This is a genomic window from Flavobacteriales bacterium (genome assembly GCA_016700415.1).
In the GTDB taxonomy this organism is placed as follows: domain Bacteria; phylum Bacteroidota; class Bacteroidia; order Flavobacteriales_F; family PHOS-HE28; genus PHOS-HE28.
Window position 1 is genome coordinate 694,728 of the sequence record CP065018.1, and the last position, 20,902, is coordinate 715,629.

Here is a 20,902-nt window from a genome sequence, read left to right on the forward strand (position 1 = left end):
TCCGTGCCTCAGGAGCTTGGCCCAAAGAACGCTGCCAAAAGCACTTTCGGCCAGCGCGAAGCTCCCCCTACCCCAACGACTTCATATCGATCACGAAGCGATAGCGCACATCGCTTTTGAGCATACGCTCGTAGGCCGTGTTGATCTGGTCGATGGGGATCAGCTCGATGTCGCTGAGCACGTTGTGCTTGGCGCAGAAATCAAGCATCTCCTGGGTTTCCTTGATGCCGCCGATGAGCGAACCTGCAAGCTGTCGGCGTTGCAGCACAAGGGAACTGGCGTGGATGGGCGCGGCATCGGGCATACCCACCAGCACCATGGTGCCGCCCCGGCGCAACAGGCCGAGGTAGGCGTTGTAATCGTGCGGCGCCGAAACGGTATCCAAGATGAAGTCGAAGCGCTTGGCGTTCTTCTTGAAGGCATCGGCATCCTTGGAGAGCAGGAAGTCGTCGGCGCCCAAGCGTTCGGCATCGGCACGCTTGCTTTCGGAATGGCTGATCATGGTGACGTGCGCGCCCATGGCCTTGGCGATCTTCACGGCCATGTGGCCCAAGCCGCCGAGTCCCACGACGCCCAGCTTATGGCCCGCCTTCACCCCGAAGCGGTGCAAGGGCGAATAGGTGGTGATGCCCGCACACAACAGCGGTGCCGTGCGGTCCAAGGGCATGCCTTCGGGGATGCGCAGCACGAAATCCTCGTTCACGACGATGCTGGTGGAATAGCCGCCATGGGTCACTGTTCCATCACCGTATCGGTCCATGGAATTGTAGGTGCCGGTCATGCCATTCTCACAAAACTGTTCCTCGTGTTCCTTGCAGGAAGCACAGGTCCGGCAGCTGTTCACCATGCAGCCCACGCCTACTTGTTGGCCCACCTTCCAGCGGCTCACCTCGCTGCCCACGGCGGCGACCATGCCCACGACCTCATGGCCCGGTACGATCGGGTAGCGCGTGCCGCCCCATTCGTCGCGCACCGCATGAACGTCAGAGTGGCAGACGCCGCAATAGGCGATCTTGATAGCGACATCATTTGGACCTGGGGCACGGCGTTCGATGGTGACCGGCTCAAGGGGTGATGTGGCGCTTTGTGCAGCGTAGGCTTTTGTGGTTGACATGGCCACAAAGGTCGTTGATCCTTGAGGGCATGAAGGAAGTTGCCATCATATCATACCGTACCAAGGGCAGTGACAGCCCTGATTTCCTCTGCTCCTACCTTTGCTCCATGACCGAAAAGAAAGGGATCACCATGGACAAGGCCTTCGCGGCCCTGTTGAGCGAGGACGATGCCAAAGCCTTGGACGCGCTGGCAGTGATCCATGAAATGGGGGACGCCAACTCCATCTTTCCACTGTTACATGCTTTGGCAGCAACGGACGAACCGGCGCGCCAGCGCCGCATTCAGGCCTTGCTCTTTCAAGTAAAGGTGAAGGACGCCGCAGCCGAATTAGGCCGTGCGCTGGAGGTGCCGGAACTACTGGATGTACGAAAGACCGTGATCGCGGCTTTCTGGAACGCGGGGCTCGACGCCGGGCCATACACGGAACGGTTGATACAGATCGCCACTGAAGGCGATGCCCACGAAACCTTCGAGGTGCTCACGGTGATCGAAAACCAGGAGCTGCTGCCGGAGAAAGCGGCCCGGCTAGGGTTGGCACGCTTGAAAAAAGCCGTGGCCGCGGAGCCGGACGAATACAAGAAAGCACTGCTCGAAGACCTGCGCGCAGTGCTGGAGGACCGGCTCGGCGTGAAGTAGATCCGACGGATCGAAATGTGGACGTGAAGGCTGACCTATTTCCACCATGACCATTGGTCCTTGGATCAAAAACCTGCCTCAGAAGCAAGGCACACGGTTGGCGAGATCGCTCGTGTTGGGCCTTTCGGTGGTCGCGGTGCTTTGGGGCTTGAAGGTGTACTACCTCCCTTCCCTCCGGCTAAAGCAGGCCGACCATGCCGTGATCGGGCTAGCGGACAAGCACCAGTTGCGTGACGGTGACATCATCTTCCAGACCTCCCGGTCGGCGCAAAGCCAGGCCATCCAATTGGCCACCGGATCCAAGTACAGCCACTGCGGCTTGATCTTCCAAGCGGACAATGGCAAACAGGAATGGGTCGTGCTGGAAGCCGTTCAGCCAGTGAAGTGGACCCCGCTCTCCAGCTGGATCGCCCGCGGGGAAGGCGGGCATTACGTGGTGAAACGGCCAAGGACGGACCCTCCATTGAGCGGGCAAATGCTGCAGGCGGTGAAGGCCGCCGGAGAACAATTCGTTGGGAAGGACTATGACCTCTATTTCGGGTGGGGCGACGAGCGCATGTACTGCTCCGAGTTGATCTGGAAAGCCTACCATACCGCCACCGGACTGGAGATCGGAAAGCTGCAAAAGCTCCGTGACTTCGACCTGTCCGATCCCGTCGTCTCCAAAAAGCTTAAGGAACGTTATGGCGACAAGCTTCCCTTGGACGAGGAAGTGATCTCCCCGGCGAGCATCTTTGAGAGCCCGTTGCTTTCAACCATCGCAGAGGAATGAGCAAAGACTTCCGAAGCACAGGGCCAATTGAGCCAGGGAGCGATTGAAAGAGTACTCACCCTATCCACTGCTCAAGCGCCCGCTGCACCCGTCCGTTAATGTCCTCCGTATCCGCTGGAACGAACTGTTCCCCGGTGATCCGCTCATACAGCTCCACATAGCGCTCGGTGACGCTTTGCACGAAGGCATCGTCCATGGCAGGCAGCTGTTGGCCTTCCTTGCCCATGAAGTGGTTCGCGATCAGCCATTCGCGCACGAACTCCTTGCTCAATTGCTTCTGGCGTTCCCCTTTGGTTTGCCTTTCGGCATAGCCGTCGAGTTGGAAATAGCGTGAGCTGTCCGGCGTGTGGATCTCGTCGATCAGCAAGATGTGACCATCCGGTGTGCGACCGAACTCGTACTTGGTATCCACGAGGATCAGCCCACGTTCCTTGGCGATGCGGCTGCCTTCGGCGAACAAGACCAAGGCATAGCGGCACATGGTCTCCCATTCCTCAGGTGTGCAAAGGCCGCGCACCAAGATCTCATCCGGCGTGATGTCCTCGTCGTGGCCTTCATCGGCCTTGGTGCTGGGCGTGATCAGCGGAGCGGGAAAGGCATCGTTCTCCTTCAGCCCTTCCGGCATTTCGGCACCGCAGAGCATGCGTTCCCCTTGCTGATAGGTGCGCCAGGCGTGGCCCACTAAGTAGCCGCGCACCACCATTTCCACCTTCACGGTGGCGCAGCGATGGCCCACCACTACGTTCGGGTCCGGCGAGGCGATGGCCCAGTTGGGCGCGATGTGCGCCGTGGCCTGAAGCATGTTCCAGCTAAGCTGGCTGAGCACTTGCCCCTTGTGCGGAATGCCACGCGGCAATACCACGTCGAACGCGCTGATGCGGTCCGTGGCGACCAGAATGGTACGGCCGTCCTTCAGGTGGTAGACGTCCCGCACTTTTCCGTGGTAGACCTCAGCGACGCCCGGCAGGTCCAGGTCGGAACGCATGAGGGTGTTGGACAATACCATTGATTAGCTGATTAGCTGATGTGAAGGATTAGCTGATGCGAGTTTGGCGATCGGCGAATGGTGATCAGCGACTGGTGATTGGTGATTAGTCGACTGCTGAATGCTTACTGCCAACTGCTTACTGCTGACCGTCATTAGCCGGAGGCCGATTCTCTTCTATATCCTTGAACGCGGCGATCACACGGGTCACCAGTTCATGGCGGATCACGTCCTTCTCGTCGAGGTCGATCACGGCCACGCCTTCCACGCCGCGCAGGTGGTCCACGGCGGGCACCAGGCCCGAGCGCACACGATCCGGGAGGTCCACCTGGGTGGCGTCTCCGGTGATGACGAACTTGGCGTCGCGGCCCATGCGGGTGAGGAACATCTTCATCTGCGGCAGACTGGCGTTCTGGGCCTCGTCGAGGATCACGAAGGCATGGTCCAGTGTGCGACCGCGCATAAAGGCTAACGGGGCGATCTGGATCACGCCCATTTCGAGGTATTCCACCAGTTTCTGTGGTGGCACCATGTCCTTCAACGCATCGTAGAGCGGCTGCAGGTAGGGGTCCAGCTTCTCCCGCAGGTCTCCTGGCAGGAAACCGAGGTTCTCCCCCGCTTCCACGGCCGGGCGGGTGAGAATGATCCGCCTAACCTGCTTCTCCTTCAACGCCCGAACGGCCAAGGCCACGGCGGTGTAGGTCTTGCCGGTACCCGCAGGCCCCACGGCGAAAAGCATGTCATGGGTAGCGATGGCATCCACCATCCGCTGCTGGTTGCGGGTTCGTGCCCTCACGCGCAAGCCGGAGTTGCCGTGGACGATCACATCATTCCCGTCGCCACCTTCCCCGTCCGCTTCACCGTCGCCGCTGCCCATGATCTCATCCAGCACCTTGCGCGGCAGCTCATTGTACTTCACCACATGGCGCTGTAGCTGTTCGAAGCGCTCTATGAACACCTCGATCTGCTCGCCCGGGCCGATCAGTTTCAACTCGTCGCCGCGGGCGACGAGGTTCAATTTGGGAAAGTGTTCCCGGATGGCCCGCAGGTTCTGGTCGTTGGGGCCGAACACCGCCATGGGCTCCACGGCGGTGATGTGGATGGTGCGTTCGCTCAAAGGAATGGATGGATTGAAACTGCTTTCCGCCTGATCGCTCAAGGCGGTTAAATTTGACCGGTCGAAGGTAATCCGGCGACGCATTCCCCACATTAAATGGCCATTATCACCCTTACCTCGGACATGGGCACGCGCGACCATTACGTCGCGGCGGTGAAAGGGGCTATTCTCACCCAGTACAACGAGGCCGTGATCGTGGACATCAGCCATTCCATCGCGCCGTTCAACAACATGCACGCGTCCTTCGTGCTGCGCAATGCGTGGCCGGAATTCCCCAAGGGCACGGTCCACATCATCGGCGTGAACCCCGAGGCCGACGGACAGACCCCGCACGTGGTGGTACGCCATGGCGGCCATTATTTCATCGGTGCGGACAATGGCATCTTCTCACTGCTCTTCGACAAAAAGCCGGAGGAGATCTATGAGCTGACCATGAAATTGGACACCGACCACCTCGCCTTTCCCACAAAGAACATCTTCGTGAAAGCGGCCTGCCATATCGCCCGCGGCGGCACCGTGGAAGTATTGGGCCGCAAGGTGAACGCGGTGCGCGAGCAGCTCAATGTGCGCCCGGTGGTGATGGACGACACCATCAAGGGCGAAGTGATCCACATCGACTATTACGGCAACGTGGTCACCAACATCACACAGTCGCTTTTCTCCTCGGTGGTAAAGCACCGGAATTTCAAGATCTCCTTCGGGCGGCCCATGCACGACATCCGCCAGATCCACAAGACTTATTCCGATGTGCCCCATGGTGAACGCGTGGCCTTCTTCGGCGATTCCGGCTACTTGGAGATCGCGCTGAACAAAGGCGTGGCCGGTGCCGGTGGTGGTGCCGCCCAGCTCCTCGGATTGCATGTCACCGATGTGGTACGGCTGGAACTGGAAGCCGTGGCACGAACCGTTGCCCGCGCATGATCGTCCGGCTGGTGAAAATGACCTTCCGGACCGGGGAGGTGGCGCGTTTTCAAGAACTCTTCGAGGGTTGGCGGCACCGGATCATCGCATTTCCCGGCTGCAAGAGGCTGGAACTGTTGCATGATATCGCCGAGCCGGGCATCTTCTTCACCCACAGTGAATGGGAGTCGGCGGAAGACCTGGAGGCGTATCGCAACTCGGCGGTCTTCGCGGACGTTTGGCCGACGGTGAAAGGGCTTTTCGCGGCCCGCGCCGAGGCATGGTCCTTGCACCGGGAACACAGCATGAACGCCGCAACCACCGGGGAACCGGGAACCCCCATCGCATGAAGATACTTACCGCCCTGCTCTTCTCCCTGTCCCTGATACCCGCCTTGGCACAACCGGATGCGGAGACCCACATGATGGCCGCGACGGCCGCGTACGATGTGGGCAAATTGGACAGTGCCTTGGCGGAGGTGGACCGTGCCATCGCCTTCGACCCCGCATTGGCCAAGGCCTTCAAGCTCCGTGGCGACATCCATCAGCACAAACGGAAATACGATGCGGCCATGGACGACTACAAGGCATCGGAGAAATTGGATGACACGGACCCGCGCCTCTACGTGAGCCGCAGCGCCCTGCGCATCACGGACGGCAACTACAAGGCCGGGCTTCGCGATGCGGACAAGGCCCTGGAACTGGACCCGAATGATGCCGATGCTTGGTACAACCGGGCCTGGGCGCTTTTCAAAGGCAACGATGAGGATGCCGCGCTGAAGAGCGTGCGCAAGGCGCTGGACTTCCAACCGCAATTCCCGGAGGCGCTCTACCTCTCCGGCGTGATCAAAGGCGCCCGGTACGATGAGAAGGAAGGCGTGGAGGAGATCGCGGAGGCATTGGCCATGAAGCCGTCCATCCCCGGCGGGCTGATGAGCTTGGCCGTTCTGCTGTATGAGGACAAGCGCTACGAGGATGCCATCCCGAAATTCACCGAGGTGATCGCCAACGACACCACCGAGCTGGCCGGCGCCTATTACTACCGCGCCGACAGCTACTACAACATCGGCGACAAGGACAACGCCTGCTTGGACTGGAGCAAGAGCATGCGCTTGGGCGACAAGGATGCGGCCTTCATCAAGCGGAACTATTGCGACACGGACGCCAAGAAGATCCCCAAGAAGCCCAAGCGGTTGCCGCGAAAGACGACCATTGAGTTCTGAGCATTCCCTGACTGGATGCTGTATTGGGGATCATCGCTCCTGTTTTCCCCATCGTCGTTGGCTCATAACTAACGGAACCAAAATCGGGTGAATAACTAATTGCCAGACCACAAGCGAATGAGGCCGATCTGCCCTTACTTTAGCTGCCAACCAACCCCTCCCATCCGATGCGCCAAACGCCAAACGGGTAGTTCGAAGAACCTGTTGACAACTTCACGCACTGGGATCTTGACAATCTGAGCCGTGAACGATCTCTTTGAGGCATGAAGAAGCGACCCTCCCGCAGCCTGTTTGATGAACAGATCAAGCACCAGAAGCTTGAGCAGATCAACGACGTATTGCCGCGCCTGTCCAAGATGGTCAACTGGGAAGCATTCCGGGCACAATTGGATGCGGCCTTCCCTGTGCGTGATCCGAAGAAGGGAGGACAGCCACCCTACGACCGTGTGATGATGTTCAAGGCCATCGTGCTGATGGAACTCTATGGACTGAGCGCCGAGGCCTTGGAATACCAGATCAACGATCGCGCGAGTTTTCAGCGTTTTCTGGGCTTGGAGCCACAGCACCAAGTACCTGATTCCACCACGGTCCGTCTCTTCGCCGAACAACTCACCAAAGCCAAGGCGATGGAGCAGCTCTTTGCCGCGTACCATGCGCGACTAAGCGCTGCGAAGCTGGTGGTCAATGAAGGCAAGATCGTAGATGCCAGCATGGTGCATGCGCCGATCCAGCACAATGGGCGCGATGACCGGGAGAAGTTGGAGGACGGGAAGCTCCCGGAGAACTGGTCCTCGCGCAAGAAGGCGCAGAAGGACTTGGATGCCGACTGGACCAAGAAGCATGGCAAGAGCTACCATGGCTACAAGAACCATGTGAAGGTGGATGCGGGCAGCAAGGTCATCGACCATTACGTGGTCACCCCTGCATCAGTGAGCGATGGCAAGATGGCTTGGGAACTGCTTGATGAAGCCGATCAGGGGCAAGGCTTCTACGGGGACAAGGGCTATGACTGGCAGGACGTGAAGGACGGGATCGCCTTGGCCAAGATGAAGGACTGCGTACTCAAACAGCCCCGCAAGAACACCCCGCTCAGCGAAGAGGACGAGCTGCGGAACAAGGACCTAAGCCGCGTACGCGCACGGGTCGAGCATGTCTTCGGCAGCATGAACAAGCAACTGCACGGACTTAGCGTAAGGTGCATCGGCTTGGCACGTGCAACCTTCCGTGTGGGACTCACCAACCTGTGCTACAATCTCCTGCGCTCCTTGCACCTCATACCCCGCTCATCCGTGGGGAGCGTGTGACCTGTTGGCTCAAAATGGCCTTGGAAGAGGCCCAAAAAGCACGGAATGAACCATGTCAAAATCAACTCCACTCACCAATCGGCGCAAAACCGATTCTTCGGACTACCCAAACGCCAAACGCCAAACGCGCATAGCGCTTAGGCAAGCAGGCTTTTTCACAATGCTGCTTTGCGGCCTGACGGCTTGCCAAAAAGAGGAGACCACATTGCCTTCTAGCGACGGAACCACCATCGCGGACGTAACACCACGGGTAAAGGATTTTGTAGCGCAAGCCACGCACCGCAGCCACGACCGTGACGATGCCACCATTAGCTCGGACAGTGCTGCTTGGTATTTGGAGGCCGGCATAAACTACAGTGCCGCACAGATCTGGATCGACCATTCCGAAACTTCGACCGACACTTTGGTCCTTCCTTTCGACTTCAGTTCAGGAACTGTTTCTGAAGGCACCTTGTTCGATGCCTATGCCCAACTCGAGCAAGCGGTAGCTCCCCTCACTACCAGCGCACAAAACCTCCTGTTCGTCGATGTGGTGGAAACCCCTGAAGCGCTCAGCACCGGGCAGCTCATCGTGGTCTGTCAAATAGGGAGCGGCTATGACCGCAGCTACAACCTTCCACCGAGCACATATTATCCCACAGGTTACTCCTGCTCGTGGGACAATTCCCAACAACCAAGCATGCCCTGCAACCAGATCAGCGCCGATGATGTGATCCAGTTCAGGATCAATTATGCCAACGCGGGCATCTTCAGTTACGGCGATTACACCTATAGCGTGGAGTCATGGACGGTATCGCATATCCCCACCAACACTTCCGCCAAGAATTTCTATTGGAAGGATTCCTACATTGCCAGTAGCACCCCGAACAACAACGGTGTCCATGAAACACTGTTCTTTTCCGCTAAAATGGTGAGTCCGGCCACGTACAATTGCTTGGACGATACGGAAATGGCCTATTGGACGGGCAACGCCACCACCAATGGCACATGGAGAGGCATTACCAAGATCCGACAAGGGTATTGCCCCAGTAAGATTTTCTTTAGCTGCACCTTGAACGGTGCAGTGTTGCCTTCGCCACAGGACCCAAATGTGAATTATGGCCTGCATGCTTCACAAATGAGTTTTGGCCTCATCGGGCACACCCGGAACTAGGTGGTTTGCGATGAGTCAATTGTTCCTGTCCTCGTTACTCGGGGTGCTGCTCACCTTTAGCGCGTACTGCCAACCGGTCTGGGAATTGACCATCGACCCGGTTGGTCAATATGGAAGTGCAACTACGGCTCTATACAGTGCAGAGGGTAGATTGTTCATAACTCTCGGGGAATTTGGCCAACCGTTCATGCCAGCGCGACTTTGCGAAGTTTCGAACGAAGGATCCTTAATTGTGTCGAACATGACATCGTTACCCGATCGAATAAGTAATGGGCTGTTACTTCTCGGTGAGAACGGAGGGGGGGACCTGATCGCCTTTGCCCCAGGGTATATCCAAGATCCCGAGGACGGCGATTCAGTACGCATGGTCCTTTGGCGCTTCGGAACCGACCTTGATCAATTGAATGCGGACATGATCGGGAAGCCGGGCAAGGACATTAGCTTTAATACTGCCTTCATCGGACCCGACAGCACGATCCGGATGGTCTACACAACCGATGATTGGGCGGGCAACCTGCATCAACTGGAGGCCTTGAAACTGACCATGAGCGGGGACTCGATCACCGGAAGGCAGCTCTACAACGGGATGAGCCAAGGGGCTGTAACTTCCTTGGCCATGCATCCCAATGGACAAATGGTGATGGGTTCGGCCTACGCGGACTGGGGTTATGTTCCCACCTCCGGAGGTAACGCCACCTATTTGGAGGAGGATTTCAGCATCGACAGCACCTATTATCTGGAGCCTGTAGACCTGAACAACCCATCCCCTTTGTTCGATGCCCCGATGCATCCGATCCAAGTGCTTCCATTGCCAAGTGGGAACTTGTTGGTCTCCGGCCAGTTCTGGCGTGATTTCGGCACGAACCATCCAGCGGTGATCCAACATACGGACGCCCAAGCTCATGTGATCGACCAATATGTGAATGACAGCCCCTTTGAAGATGATATCCCGGCTGTTATCAGGGCCATGGATCTGGCAGGCGATGGGTCACTCTATTTCGCCCAGATGAACAACTGGAACGGAAACGCCTATATCTACAGCCCCTTCCCCTCCCAAGTGGAGATCACGCATTTGGACACCTCCCTGAACGTGTTGGGGCGCTACGTTTTCGATGGGACCCTTGACAGCATTTTTACGTGCCATACAACGTGCTTTCCACACCTGATGGCGGAGTGCTAGTGCTGGGAATGAAGCGCGAGCTTTCTATCCCCGGCGCCCCCGCCAAGGCGTGGATCGCCAAGCTCGGCCCGGACAACTTCACGGCGATACGGGAAGATCACGATCTGGTACTGAAACTCTATCCAAATCCCGGCACGGAAGGTTTCAACCTGAACCTGAAGGAGCGCGTGGAGCAAGGACGGATCCAATTGCACGACATGCAAGGGCGGCTGTTACTGGACCGGGCATTGGACGGCATCAATGTGTATGTGCCCACGCCCAATTTAGCTACAGGCCTGTATGCCGTCACCATCCGCGATCGCAGTGGGAAGGTCCTTCAAAGCCTGCGTTGGGCAAAGAATTGAGCAGACTTTCCCGAACGGACACTCCCTGGCCCCGAACAACTGCGCCTCGGGCCCGCACGACTTTTCCTTGGCTGATCTTTGGCGCGGGAGTTTGGCGAGCGTGGATGAGTCTCAGATTCTGTAAATCCTGTAATCCTGTCCCTAAAGATCATGTCTCCCGGCCACTCCTGTCTTAACTTTTCCAACACGGTCCGCCGTTCCTCGGAAAGCCCGGGATCCGCATGAAGGCCGCATTACCTTCGGCCCCTTCATCCCCCGCCCTCTTTGGGACTGGTTGAACAAGGAGCATGCGCGCACTGATCAGTAAGGAAATAAATGGCTTTCTGGGTTCGCTGATCGGGCACATCGTCATCGTGGTCTTTTTGCTGCTTACCGGCCTTTTCGTGTGGGTGTTCACGGACAACGTGCTGGACAAAGGCTACGCGGACCTCGGCACCCTCTTCTACATCGCCCCGTGGGTCTTCCTCTTTCTCGTGCCGGCCGTCACCATGCGCAGCTTCAGCGAGGAGCGCCGCACGGGCACCATCGAACTGCTGTTGACCAAGCCGATCACGGAGATGCAGCTGGTGCTGGCGAAATACCTCGCCGCCGTGGTGCTGGTGCTTCTGGCGTTGATCCCGACATTGGTCTACTGGTACAGCATCGGCAACTTGGCCGTGCCCGCATGGAACATCGACAGCGGCGGGATCTGGGGCAGTTACATCGGCCTGTTCTTCCTCGCCTCCACCTTCACGGCCATCGGCATCTTCGCCAGCTCGCTCACGGAAAGCCAGATCGTCGCCTTCCTCATCGCCGTCTTCCTCTGCTTCATCATCCACGTCGGCTTTGAGCTGATGGCGGACTTCAGCGTAATGGGCGGCTTGGAAGGGCCGATCAAGAACCTCGGGGTCCAGCAGCACTATGACAGCATGAGCCGCGGGGTGATCGACCTGCGGGACGTGCTGTACTTCCTCGGCGTGGACGTGATCTTCCTGCTGGCCACCCGCACCGTGATCCAAAGCCGCACCTGGTGATGAAGGTCTCCAAGCACACCACCCGAAAGGCAGTCGGGCTCATGGAGCTCGGCATCGGCATTGCCTGCGTGGTGCTGGTGCTCTTCATCGGCTCTTTCACCCGGGTGCGTGCGGACCTTACTTCCGAGAAGCGCTATACCCTCACACCCGCCACGAAAAACCTCGTGGACAGCCTGAAGGACGTGGTCTTCGTGAAGGTCTACCTCAGCGGGGACCTTCCGGCGGACCTGCAACGGCTCAGCGGCAGCCTGAAGGACCTCTTGGACGAGATGCGCGTGCGCAATCCCGGCGAGCTGCAATACGAATTCACCGATCCCAGCGCCAGCGTAGATGAAAAGACGCGCAACCAGGTATACGAGCAACTCCAAAAGGAAGGGCTGCAATACACCAGCATCCGCACGCAGGACAAGGGAGCGCAGAGCGAGGTGATCGTCTGGCCGGGCGCCATCATCACCTACCAGGGCAAGAGCATGCCCGTGCAACTGTTGAAATCGCAGTTGCGCGCCACGGACGCCGAGACGGTGAACCGCTCGATCAACAACCTCGAGTACGACATGGCGAGCGCCATCCGGCAGATCACCAACTCTTTCCGGCCACGTGTGGCGTTCATCGAGGGGCAGGGCGAGCTCGGGAAATTGGCGGTGCAGGACCTCACCGACGCCTTAAGCGAGGAATATGATGTGAGCCGCGTGCGCTTGGACGGAAAGATCGATGCACTTAGTGTGAGATCAGAGGGCATCACCTTCCGGGCGAACAACTTCGAGGCCGCCATCGTGGCCAAGCCGGACAGCCTGTTCTCTGAGAAGGACCGCTTCATTCTGGACCAGTTCATCATGAACGGCGGGAAGGTGCTCTGGGCCGTGGATGCGATGGACCCGCACTTGGACAGCCTGCGCACCAATCAGTTCTCCATGGCCACCCCCTTGGACCTGGGCCTGGACCAGATGTTCTTCGCATACGGCGTGCGCATCAACAAGGACCTGCTGTTGGACAAACAATGTGCCCCCATCCAGATCTACACCCGGCCATACGGGGACCAGCCCAAACTGGAGACCCTGCCCTTCCCCTTCGAGCCCTTGGTGCTCCCTTCCAGCGACAATCCCATCGTCAGCAACATCGACCCGGTCCACCTCAAGCTCGCCAGCAGCATTGACACCATCGGGCTGGACAGCGCGCACAGCACCATCCTGCTCACCACTTCGCGTTACACCCGCGTCCTGCGCAACCCGGTGCGCGTGAGCTTGGCCGTGGTGGACATGAACCTCGGGCTGGAGAAGAACAACAACCCGTTCCAACCGGTGGCGGTGCTCACCCAAGGCAAGTTCCGGTCCGCCTTCGCCGACCGCATGGCCATGCCGGACAGTGTCCTGAAGGCCATCGGATTCCGCGAATGGAGCCGTTCCACCGTCCAGGTCTTTATCAGCGATGGGGATGCCATCGCCAATCCGGTGGACCTGGCCAAAGGCACCTATTACCCGTTGGGGTATGAACGGGCGGCGCGGGCGAAGATCTTCGGGAACCGGGAATTCTTCATCAACGCGATGAACTACCTGCTGGACGACAAGAGCTTGATCAGCATCCGCTCGCGCGCCATCCGGCTCCACCAGTTGGACCCGCACCGCACCGAAGTGGACCGGAGCGCGATCCAAGTGGCCAATGTGGTGCTGCCCATCCTGATCGGTCTGCTGGGCGGCCTTGCCTTTTACCTGCTGCGCAAGCGGCGCTATGCCCGCTCCCGATGAAAAAACGCTGGATCCCGCTCCTTCTACTGGTCGGCTTGGCCGTAGTGGCCTGGTGGCTTTGGAAGGGCAATACCGGCAACACCTTGGCCGGTCCGCTCACCGACTTCGCCATCCCAGATACGGCCAAAGTGGATCGCATCTTCATCGCCGAGAAGACGGGGGGGACGGCGGACCTCCGTAGAACGCCCGAAGGATGGACCATCAACGGACTGCTTGCCAAGGGCTTTCAGGTGAACCTATTGTTGAAGACCTTCAAGCTGGTGGAACTGCGCAGCCCGGTGCCGAAGAGCGCCGAGCCGAACGTGTTACGGGTGATGGCAGGCACGGCCAAGAAGGTGGAGATCTACCAAGGTGGGAGCAAGCCGGTGAAGATCTGGTGGATCGGCGGGTCCAGCGCGGACCATTACGGCACCTACATGGTGCTGGAGGTCCCGGGGAAAGGCCGCAGCAGCGTACCCTTCGAGATGGGCATGGCGGGTTTCACCGGCGTATTGAACACGCGCTTCCACACCGATATCGACTCCTGGCGCAGCAGCAGCGTCACCTCTTACCCCAAGCTGGCGGAAGTGACCAAGGTGCAGGTGGAACTACCGGACTCCGCTGATCAGGGCTTCAGCATCACTTATGCTGGCGGCGACAACTTGTCCCTCTTCAACGACCAGGGCAGGCAGGTGCCCATGGACACCGCCCGGGTGCAGGACCTGATGCTGGCGATCAGGGCAGGGAGCTTCGAGGGCTTTGAACGGAGCCTGACCACCACCGCACGTGATTCCGTGCTGGGTTCCACTCCTTGGTACATCCTCACCATCACCAGTTCCAAGGGTGTTCAGCGCATCCCCTTCTGGCGGAAGAACCCACGGCCGGGTGAAAGGGACCTGGACTTCAAGCCGCTCATTGCGGACCGGGACCGGATGTACGCGCTGCTGAACGATACCGCCTTGGTGGTGGTGCAGCGCTTCTGGTGGGACCGCGTTACGCGGCCGCTGGTTTCCTTGGAACCACACTGGCGCGCTCAGCCATAAAGGCCTCATCCGTAGGACGGGATCGGCGGGAATGTGGATAAAGCCCCGTTACTGTTGATAACCCGCACCCGGCACAGGCTTGGCCACGGATATATTTGCCGCCCATGCCGGAAGTACAGCCCCTTGAGGCCCCAAAAGCAACCCGAACAGCATCTTCAATGAAATTCATTGTGTCCAGCAGTGCCCTGCTCAAGCAACTGCAAAGCCTGCAAGGCGTGCTCGCCAGCAGCAACACCCTGGCGATCCTCGACAACTTCCTCTTCGAGATCGACAACAAGAAACTCACGGTGACCGCCAGCGACCTGGAGACCACCATCACCGCCACCATGCCGGTGGAAGCCAAGGACAAGGGCAGCGTCGCCATTCCCGCAAGGCTCCTTTTGGATACCCTGAAGGCTTTCCCGGAGCAGCCCCTCACCTTCAGCGTGGACGGCAAGCACTTTGGCATCGAGATCAGCAGCGACCAGGGCAACTACAAGATGACCGGTTTCGCGGGCGCGGAATTTCCGAAAAGCCCTGTGCTGGAGGACCCCACCACCTTCGCCATCCCTGCTGGCACCTTGGCCACGGCCATCAACAAGACCCTCTTCGCCACCGGCAACGACGACCTCCGCCCGGTGATGAGCGGCATCTTCTTCGAACTCTCCGACGAGGCCGTGCGCTTCGTGGCCACCGATGCCCATAAGCTCGTGCGCTACACCCGCAGCGACATCAACTCGCCCAAGGCAGCCAGCTTCATCGTCCCGAAGAAGCCCCTCACCCTGCTGAAGAACTCGCTGTCCGCCACCAATGCCGAGGTGAATGTGGAATTCAACGAGAACAACGCCTCGTTCACCTTCGACAATGTCCGCGTAGTGTGCCGCCTGATCGATGGCAAATACCCCAACTACGAGGCGGTGATCCCCAAGCAGAACCCGAACAAGCTCACCATCGACCGGCAGAGCTTTTTGAATTCGATCCGCCGCGTGGCCCTGTTCAGCAACAAGACCACCCACCAGGTGAGGCTGAACATCGCCGGTAGCCAATTGGCCATCAGTGCAGAGGATCTGGATTTCGCCAATGAGGCCAATGAGAAGCTCACGTGCAACTACGAGGGCGAGGACATGACCATCGGCTTCAACTCCCGCTTCCTCATGGACATGCTGACGAACCTCGACAGCGAGCATGTGGTGATGGAGATGAGCGCACCGAACCGGGCGGGCATCCTGTTGCCCAGCGAAGGCAACGAGCACGGCGAAGACGTCCTGATGCTGGTGATGCCGGTGATGCTGAACAGTTGATGGGCGGCAGGGCTTTTGCATGGGCACGGACCATGAATAAGCTACAACTCCCCATTCTGGTCCTTGGCGGGATCATCGTTCTCAGCGCTGGCACCTGCTCCAACAAAGATCCGGACAAGCAGCACGCCATGTCAGGCTTTGCGGAAGGCAAGTGGGTCCTGGAAAACTTGAACGGCCAAGAGGTACAGGTCCCGAAAGGGACCGAAACTCCGTACATCGCCACGGACAGCACGGGTGAGAGCATCTCCGGCTTTGCCGGTTGCAACCGACTTTCGGGCGGGGTGAAGATCGCGGGTGATTCCATCTCCTTTCCGGGCCTCCTTTCCACCCGGATGTATTGCGTGGAGACCCAGATGCTGGAGAACAGCTTCCTCGACGCCCTGCGTGCTACACGGACCTTCACGGTCAAGGGCGATGTGCTGACCTTGTCCTCCGGGAAGGAGCTTGCCGTGCTGCGGCATCGCAAATAGACGCATCCAGGGCTGTCGGGCCACAATATGCCCCCGGCCTTCCGGCCATCGTACACTGATATAAAGCAGAAAAGCCCCCGATCGCTCGGGGGCTTTTCACATGCAACGGACGTGATCAATGGACGATCTGCAAGCGCTGGGTCTTCACCCAGTCATTGGTAGTGATCGTCACCGTGTAATTACCGCTATGGAGCCCGTTCAGGTCGAAGCTGTTCACCCCGCCCGTATTGTTGAAGGTCTGCTGATGCACGGTACGCCCGGCGATGTCAACAATGCGCATGTCAGCGGCCCCGCGCGCGATCATGGGCAGCACGATCGTGAGCTCGCCCGTGGTGGGGTTCGGGTATATGGAGAAATCGCTCGGGGGAACCTCATGCACACCGACGGCACCGCATTGGACCATCCAGTGTAACGGAGGCGAGGCATTGCCCGTGGCACAGGAATACCCTGAATTGGACACCACGCGCATGAGCAGTGCATGCGAGCCGCTTGTCGAGTTCATGGCAAAACCGGTCATGTTCCCGTTCAGATTTCCCTGCCAAAGCAACGAATCGGGCAAGGCACTAACGCCGTTGTAGATCTGTACATGATCATCTGCCAGTAACTGCCCCCAGAGGAATTCGATGGTCACCGGCACGTTCTCCGTCCCTTGGTAAGCAAACCAAGCGGTGTCATTGTTGGTGTAGCAGTACTCATAGGCCTCGGCCGCACAGACCGAATCCACACAAGCTATCGAAGGCGAAGTGAAAGCCGGGCTGAACACGCGGCACAGGTTGTTCGTCTCATTCATCACCGTCAATGTTACCGTGCTGTCCATGGGGAATGGTCCGACGATGTTCATACCGGCCATGATGTTGGTCAACGTGTCCGTGGAAAGCGAGTTGGCGATGCGCACGAAAGAGCCGCTGCCGGTGGAGTCCACGTTCACCTCGATGGAGAAGGAATGATGGATGCAATCCTCCACCATGGTATAAGTCGCTCCGGGGTTGGTGCAGTCCAAGCAGCCCACTTCCCAAGCCCATTCGGTCTGGCTGCCACTTGAGCAGCTCACCGAGCCGTCCGAGGAGTTCGTCATGTAAAGGTCCGCACCGGTGGAGATGACCAACAGGCCGGTAAGATCCTCGGCTCCCCCCACGTGTTCGTACAGAATGTCCGAGTTCCCATCGGGTCCGTCATAAATTGTCAGGTGGTCGAATGTCGCGGACTCGATCGATCCAGCGGAGAACTGGATCGCCAAGGGTTGGCCGCCGGAGGACTGCCAATGCCACTCGTGGTTGTCGTTGTTGATGTAGCAGTAGGTCTCGTTCAACGTGGCCCCGCCGCAGTCAACGATCGTCGGGCACAGCGGGTTGGTGAGCGATATCGAGTGGACGCTGCACAAGGGGTTCACGTCATTCTCCAAGGTGATCACCACCGTGCTGCCGAAGGCGAAAGGTCCGACCGTATAGGTACCCTCCGCAGAAGCGGCCACGGGCAGGGCTCCGCCGTTGTTGGTGATGTCCACCACGGGGTCACTGCCCAATACGGTGATGTCCACCTCCACGTTGAACTGCATCAGGTCACAGTCCGACACCACCGTGTAGGTGGCTTGCGGGGGTGTGCAGTCCAAGCAGCCCACCTGCCAAACCCATTCGGTCTGCCCTCCGCCTGCGCAGCTGGACGAGCCGTCGGAACTGTTGTCCATGTAGATGTGGCCGCTAGCCGCGATCACCTGGAGACCCGCCAAGTTCTCGGCAGCCCCGACATGTTCGTATACGGGTGTGCCCGTGTTGTCAGGGCCGTCAAAGATCCGTAAATGGTCATACGTGGCCGATTCGATCGTACCAGCCGAGAAGATCAGGATCAACGCCTCCCCGCCGGAGGACTGCCAGTGCCAGGTGTGCGCGTCGTTGTTGATGTAACAGTAGGTCTCATCCAAGGGCGGCCCGCCACAGACCACCGGGGTCGGGCAGAGTGCATTCACCAAGGATGCCGAGTGGATGGAACAGAGCGCGTTGGCGTCATCGGACAAGGTGATCGTCACCGGGGTGTTCGCCGTAAAGGGCCCTACCGTATAAATGCCGGTGGCCGAGGCCACCACAGGGAGAGCACCGCCATCATTGGTGATATTGATGTTCGGGTTGCTGCCCATGGCGGTGATGTCCACATCCACGGAGAACTGGAAGTTGTCACAATCCGTCACCACGGTGTAGGTCGCTTCAGGCGCTGTGCAATCAGCGCATCCCACGATCCACTCCCACTCCGTTGTGGCTCCGCTGCTGCACGAGCCGGTGCCGTCGGAGGTCATTTCCATATACATGTCCGGTCCGGAAGAGGTGACCTGTAGGTCGGTGAGGTCGAACACCGCCGTTACCGTATGCTGGAAAAGCAGGAGGCCGGTATTGTCCGGTCCACTGAAAATGCGCAGGTGGTCGCCAAAGGAAGATTGGATGGTACCGGCCGTGAAGCGCAAGGAAAGGTTATCGCCAGGGGTCGCTGCCTGCCAATGCCAAGCATGCACGTCATTGATGCCATAGCAATAGGTTTCCATGATGGCCGGGTCGCCGCATTGGATGATCTGCGGGCACAACGGGTTTACCAGAGGAGCGGAATGCACGTTGCAGAGGCTGTTGTCGCTGTTCATCAAGGTGATCACAACCGGGCTGTTCGCAGTGAACGGCCCAACAGTGTAGACACCCGTATCGGTAGCAGTGGCCAGCACCGTGCCGAGAGTATCAGCGCTGATGTCCAAGGTCCCGTCGCTCCCCAGGTCGGTGATATGCACTTCCACGGAGAACTGATAATTGTCGCAATCGGTGATCACAGTGTATGTAGCCGTGGCCGAGGTGCAATCCAAGCAGCCAAGCAGCCAGACCCATTCGGTCTGCCCTCCGCTTGAGCAGCTGGACGAGCCGTCGGAACTATTCTCCATGTAGATGTGGCCGCTGGCAGCGATCACTTGGAGACCCGCTAAGTTCTCGGCAACCCCGACATGGTCGTAGATGAGCGTTCCCGTGTTATCCGGTCCATCATAGATCCGAAGGTGGTCATAGGTGGCTGATTCTATCGTGCCCGCCGAGAAGATCAGGATCAAAGCCTCTCCGCCGGAGGATTGCCAGTGCCAAGTATGGGAATCATTATCGGTGTAGCAGTAGGTCTCATCCAAAGGCGGCCCGCCACAGACCACCGGGGTCGGGCACAAGGGGTTTACCAAGGGTGCCGAGTGGACCGAACAGAGCACGTTGGCGTCATCGGCCAAGGTGACCGTCACCGGGATGTTCGCCGTAAAGGGCCCTACCGTGTAGATGCCGGTGGCCGATGCGACCACCGGAAGAGCACCGCCATCGTTGGTGATATTGATGTTCGGATTGCTGCCCATGGCGGTGATGTCCACATCCACGGAGAACTGGAAGTTGTCACAGTCCGTCACCACCGTGTAGGTCGCTTCAGGGGCTGTGCAATCGGCACATCCAACGATCCACTCCCACTCCGTCGTAGCTCCACTGCTGCATGATCCGAAGCCGTCGGAGGTCATTTCCATGTAGATGTCCTGCCCTGAAGAGGTAACCTGCAGGTCGGTGAGGTTGAACACTGCTGTTGCCGTGTGGTCAAAAAGCAGGGGTCCGGTATTGTCCGGCCCGTCATAGATGCGCAGATGGTCGCCGAAGGAGGCCTGAATAGTACCGGCCAAGAAGCGCAAGGAAAGGATGTCCCCCGAGTTGGCGGCCTGCCAATGCCAAGCATGTACGTCGTTGATCCCATAGCAATAGGTCTCCGTAATGGCCGGGTCGCCGCATTGGATGATCTGCGGGCACAGCGGGTTCACCAAAGGAGCGGAATACACGTTGCAGAGGTTGTTGTCGCTGTTCATCAAGGTGATCGTCACCGGGATGTTCGCCGTGAACGGCCCCACGGTGTACACGCCAACGTCCGTTGCGGTGGCCAGCACCGTACCGTCAACGGAGATGTCCAAGGTGCCATCGCTGCCCAGGTCAATGATGTTTACCTCCACGGAGAACTGGAAATTATCGCAATCGGTGACCACGGTGTATGTGGCAGTGGCGGGGGTGCAATCCAAACAGCCCACCTGCCAGTTCCATTGCCACGCTGCATTGGTCGAGCAACTCACAGAGCCGTCGGAGGTGTTCTCCATGTATATGTGTCCGCTGGCAGCGATCACTTGAAGGCCCGCGAGGTCCTCGGTGGCACCGACATGGTCATAGACGGGTGTGCTCGTGTTGTCTGGTCCGTCATAGATCCGCAAATGATCGTAGGTGGCCGATTCGATCATGCCCGCAGAGAAGATCAGGATCAACGGTTCACCGCCGGAGGATTGCCAATGCCAGTTGTGTGAGTCGTTGTTGATGTAGCAATAGGTCTCAGCCATGGGATCGCCGCCACAGGTCACGGTCGTTGTATCCTGCGCGCGCAGCCCTTGCAGGGGGGACAGAAGGAGCAAACCAAATGCAAGGCGCGTGAGGGGTAATCTTGAGATCATTGAGGGTCGGTTTTGGTGTGGATCCGGTCGGAAAGATAACGGCTTTCACCATAAGGGCAGTTACCGCCTTCAAGCTGCTGCGACCGGCATGCACGGCCTAGGTCATACAGGGAAACCAGCCACGGGTCAATTGGCCTAAAGCAGAAAAGCCCCCGATCGCTCGGAGGCT

At 58.7% G+C, this 20,902-nt stretch carries 18 protein-coding genes; 14 read left to right on the forward strand and 4 right to left on the reverse strand.

Going from position 1 to position 20,902, the window contains the following annotated elements:
- Positions 1-67: 67 nt before the first annotated feature.
- A complete protein-coding gene (locus tag IPP95_02785) occupies positions 68-1,114 on the reverse strand; it encodes an NAD(P)-dependent alcohol dehydrogenase (protein ID QQS73173.1) in 1,047 nt (348 codons plus the stop codon).
- Between the two features lie 107 nt (positions 1,115-1,221).
- On the opposite strand from IPP95_02785, the gene IPP95_02790 reads away from it, so the two are divergent.
- Both IPP95_02790 and IPP95_02795 read left to right on the forward strand, forming a co-directional pair.
- Positions 1,222-1,752, forward strand: coding sequence for a hypothetical protein (locus tag IPP95_02790; protein QQS73174.1), 531 nt, complete (start codon positions 1,222-1,224; stop codon positions 1,750-1,752).
- A 46-nt stretch (positions 1,753-1,798) separates the two neighbouring features.
- The gene (locus tag IPP95_02795; protein ID QQS73175.1) at positions 1,799-2,524 is read left to right on the forward strand and encodes a YiiX family permuted papain-like enzyme; all 726 of its coding nucleotides are present in this window, start codon (positions 1,799-1,801) and stop codon (positions 2,522-2,524) included.
- 55 nt (positions 2,525-2,579) lie between these two features.
- Here the strand turns inward: IPP95_02795 and IPP95_02800 are convergent, their stop codons facing one another.
- Positions 2,580-3,530, reverse strand: a complete 951-nt coding sequence (locus IPP95_02800; GenBank protein ID QQS73176.1) for a phosphoribosylaminoimidazolesuccinocarboxamide synthase — start codon at positions 3,528-3,530, stop codon at positions 2,580-2,582.
- A gap of 118 nt (positions 3,531-3,648) precedes the next feature.
- A complete protein-coding gene (locus tag IPP95_02805; GenBank protein ID QQS73177.1) occupies positions 3,649-4,626 on the reverse strand; it encodes a PhoH family protein in 978 nt (325 codons plus the stop codon).
- 96 nt (positions 4,627-4,722) lie between these two features.
- Between IPP95_02805 and IPP95_02810 the strand changes: the two genes are divergently transcribed.
- The 12 genes from IPP95_02810 (at position 4,723) to IPP95_02865 (ending at position 16,256) form a co-directional block, all read left to right on the forward strand.
- Complete coding sequence (locus IPP95_02810) at positions 4,723-5,547, forward strand: SAM-dependent chlorinase/fluorinase (protein ID QQS73178.1); 825 nt, start codon at positions 4,723-4,725, stop codon at positions 5,545-5,547.
- Positions 5,544-5,876, forward strand: a complete 333-nt coding sequence (locus IPP95_02815; protein ID QQS73179.1) for an antibiotic biosynthesis monooxygenase — start codon at positions 5,544-5,546, stop codon at positions 5,874-5,876. The genes IPP95_02810 and IPP95_02815 overlap by 4 nt, the downstream gene beginning before the upstream one ends.
- Complete coding sequence (locus IPP95_02820) at positions 5,873-6,748, forward strand: tetratricopeptide repeat protein (GenBank protein ID QQS73180.1); 876 nt, start codon at positions 5,873-5,875, stop codon at positions 6,746-6,748. The genes IPP95_02815 and IPP95_02820 overlap by 4 nt, the downstream gene beginning before the upstream one ends.
- 263 nt (positions 6,749-7,011) lie before the next feature.
- Complete coding sequence (locus IPP95_02825; protein QQS73181.1) at positions 7,012-8,052, forward strand: IS5 family transposase; 1,041 nt, start codon at positions 7,012-7,014, stop codon at positions 8,050-8,052.
- 160 nt (positions 8,053-8,212) lie between these two features.
- The gene (locus IPP95_02830; protein ID QQS73182.1) at positions 8,213-9,205 is read left to right on the forward strand and encodes a hypothetical protein; all 993 of its coding nucleotides are present in this window, start codon (positions 8,213-8,215) and stop codon (positions 9,203-9,205) included.
- Between the two features lie 241 nt (positions 9,206-9,446).
- A complete protein-coding gene (locus tag IPP95_02835) occupies positions 9,447-10,385 on the forward strand; it encodes a hypothetical protein (protein ID QQS73183.1) in 939 nt (312 codons plus the stop codon).
- An 8-nt stretch (positions 10,386-10,393) separates the two neighbouring features.
- Positions 10,394-10,729 (forward strand): T9SS type A sorting domain-containing protein, encoded by a 336-nt coding sequence (locus tag IPP95_02840; GenBank protein ID QQS73184.1) that lies wholly within the window; start codon positions 10,394-10,396, stop codon positions 10,727-10,729.
- Positions 10,730-11,016: 287 nt separating this feature from the next.
- Positions 11,017-11,742, forward strand: coding sequence for a gliding motility-associated ABC transporter permease subunit GldF (gene gldF, locus IPP95_02845; GenBank protein ID QQS73185.1), 726 nt, complete (start codon positions 11,017-11,019; stop codon positions 11,740-11,742).
- Positions 11,742-13,484: a gliding motility-associated ABC transporter substrate-binding protein GldG gene (gene gldG, locus IPP95_02850; GenBank protein QQS73186.1), complete on the forward strand. Its 1,743-nt coding sequence runs from the start codon at positions 11,742-11,744 to the stop codon at positions 13,482-13,484. Before gldF ends, gldG begins: the two co-directional genes overlap by 1 nt.
- Positions 13,481-14,506: a hypothetical protein gene (locus tag IPP95_02855; GenBank protein QQS73187.1), complete on the forward strand. Its 1,026-nt coding sequence runs from the start codon at positions 13,481-13,483 to the stop codon at positions 14,504-14,506. The genes gldG and IPP95_02855 overlap by 4 nt, the downstream gene beginning before the upstream one ends.
- 158 nt (positions 14,507-14,664) lie before the next feature.
- Positions 14,665-15,786 carry a DNA polymerase III subunit beta gene (gene dnaN / locus IPP95_02860; protein ID QQS73188.1) on the forward strand — a complete coding sequence of 374 codons (1,122 nt, stop codon included), beginning with the start codon at positions 14,665-14,667 and terminating at the stop codon, positions 15,784-15,786.
- A gap of 32 nt (positions 15,787-15,818) precedes the next feature.
- Positions 15,819-16,256 (forward strand): META domain-containing protein, encoded by a 438-nt coding sequence (locus IPP95_02865; GenBank protein ID QQS73189.1) that lies wholly within the window; start codon positions 15,819-15,821, stop codon positions 16,254-16,256.
- Positions 16,257-16,371: 115 nt separating this feature from the next.
- Here IPP95_02865 and IPP95_02870 read toward each other — a convergent pair whose 3' ends face one another.
- Positions 16,372-20,622 carry a T9SS type A sorting domain-containing protein gene (locus tag IPP95_02870; GenBank protein ID QQS73190.1) on the reverse strand — a complete coding sequence of 1,417 codons (4,251 nt, stop codon included), beginning with the start codon at positions 20,620-20,622 and terminating at the stop codon, positions 16,372-16,374.
- Positions 20,623-20,902: the final 280 nt, after the last annotated feature.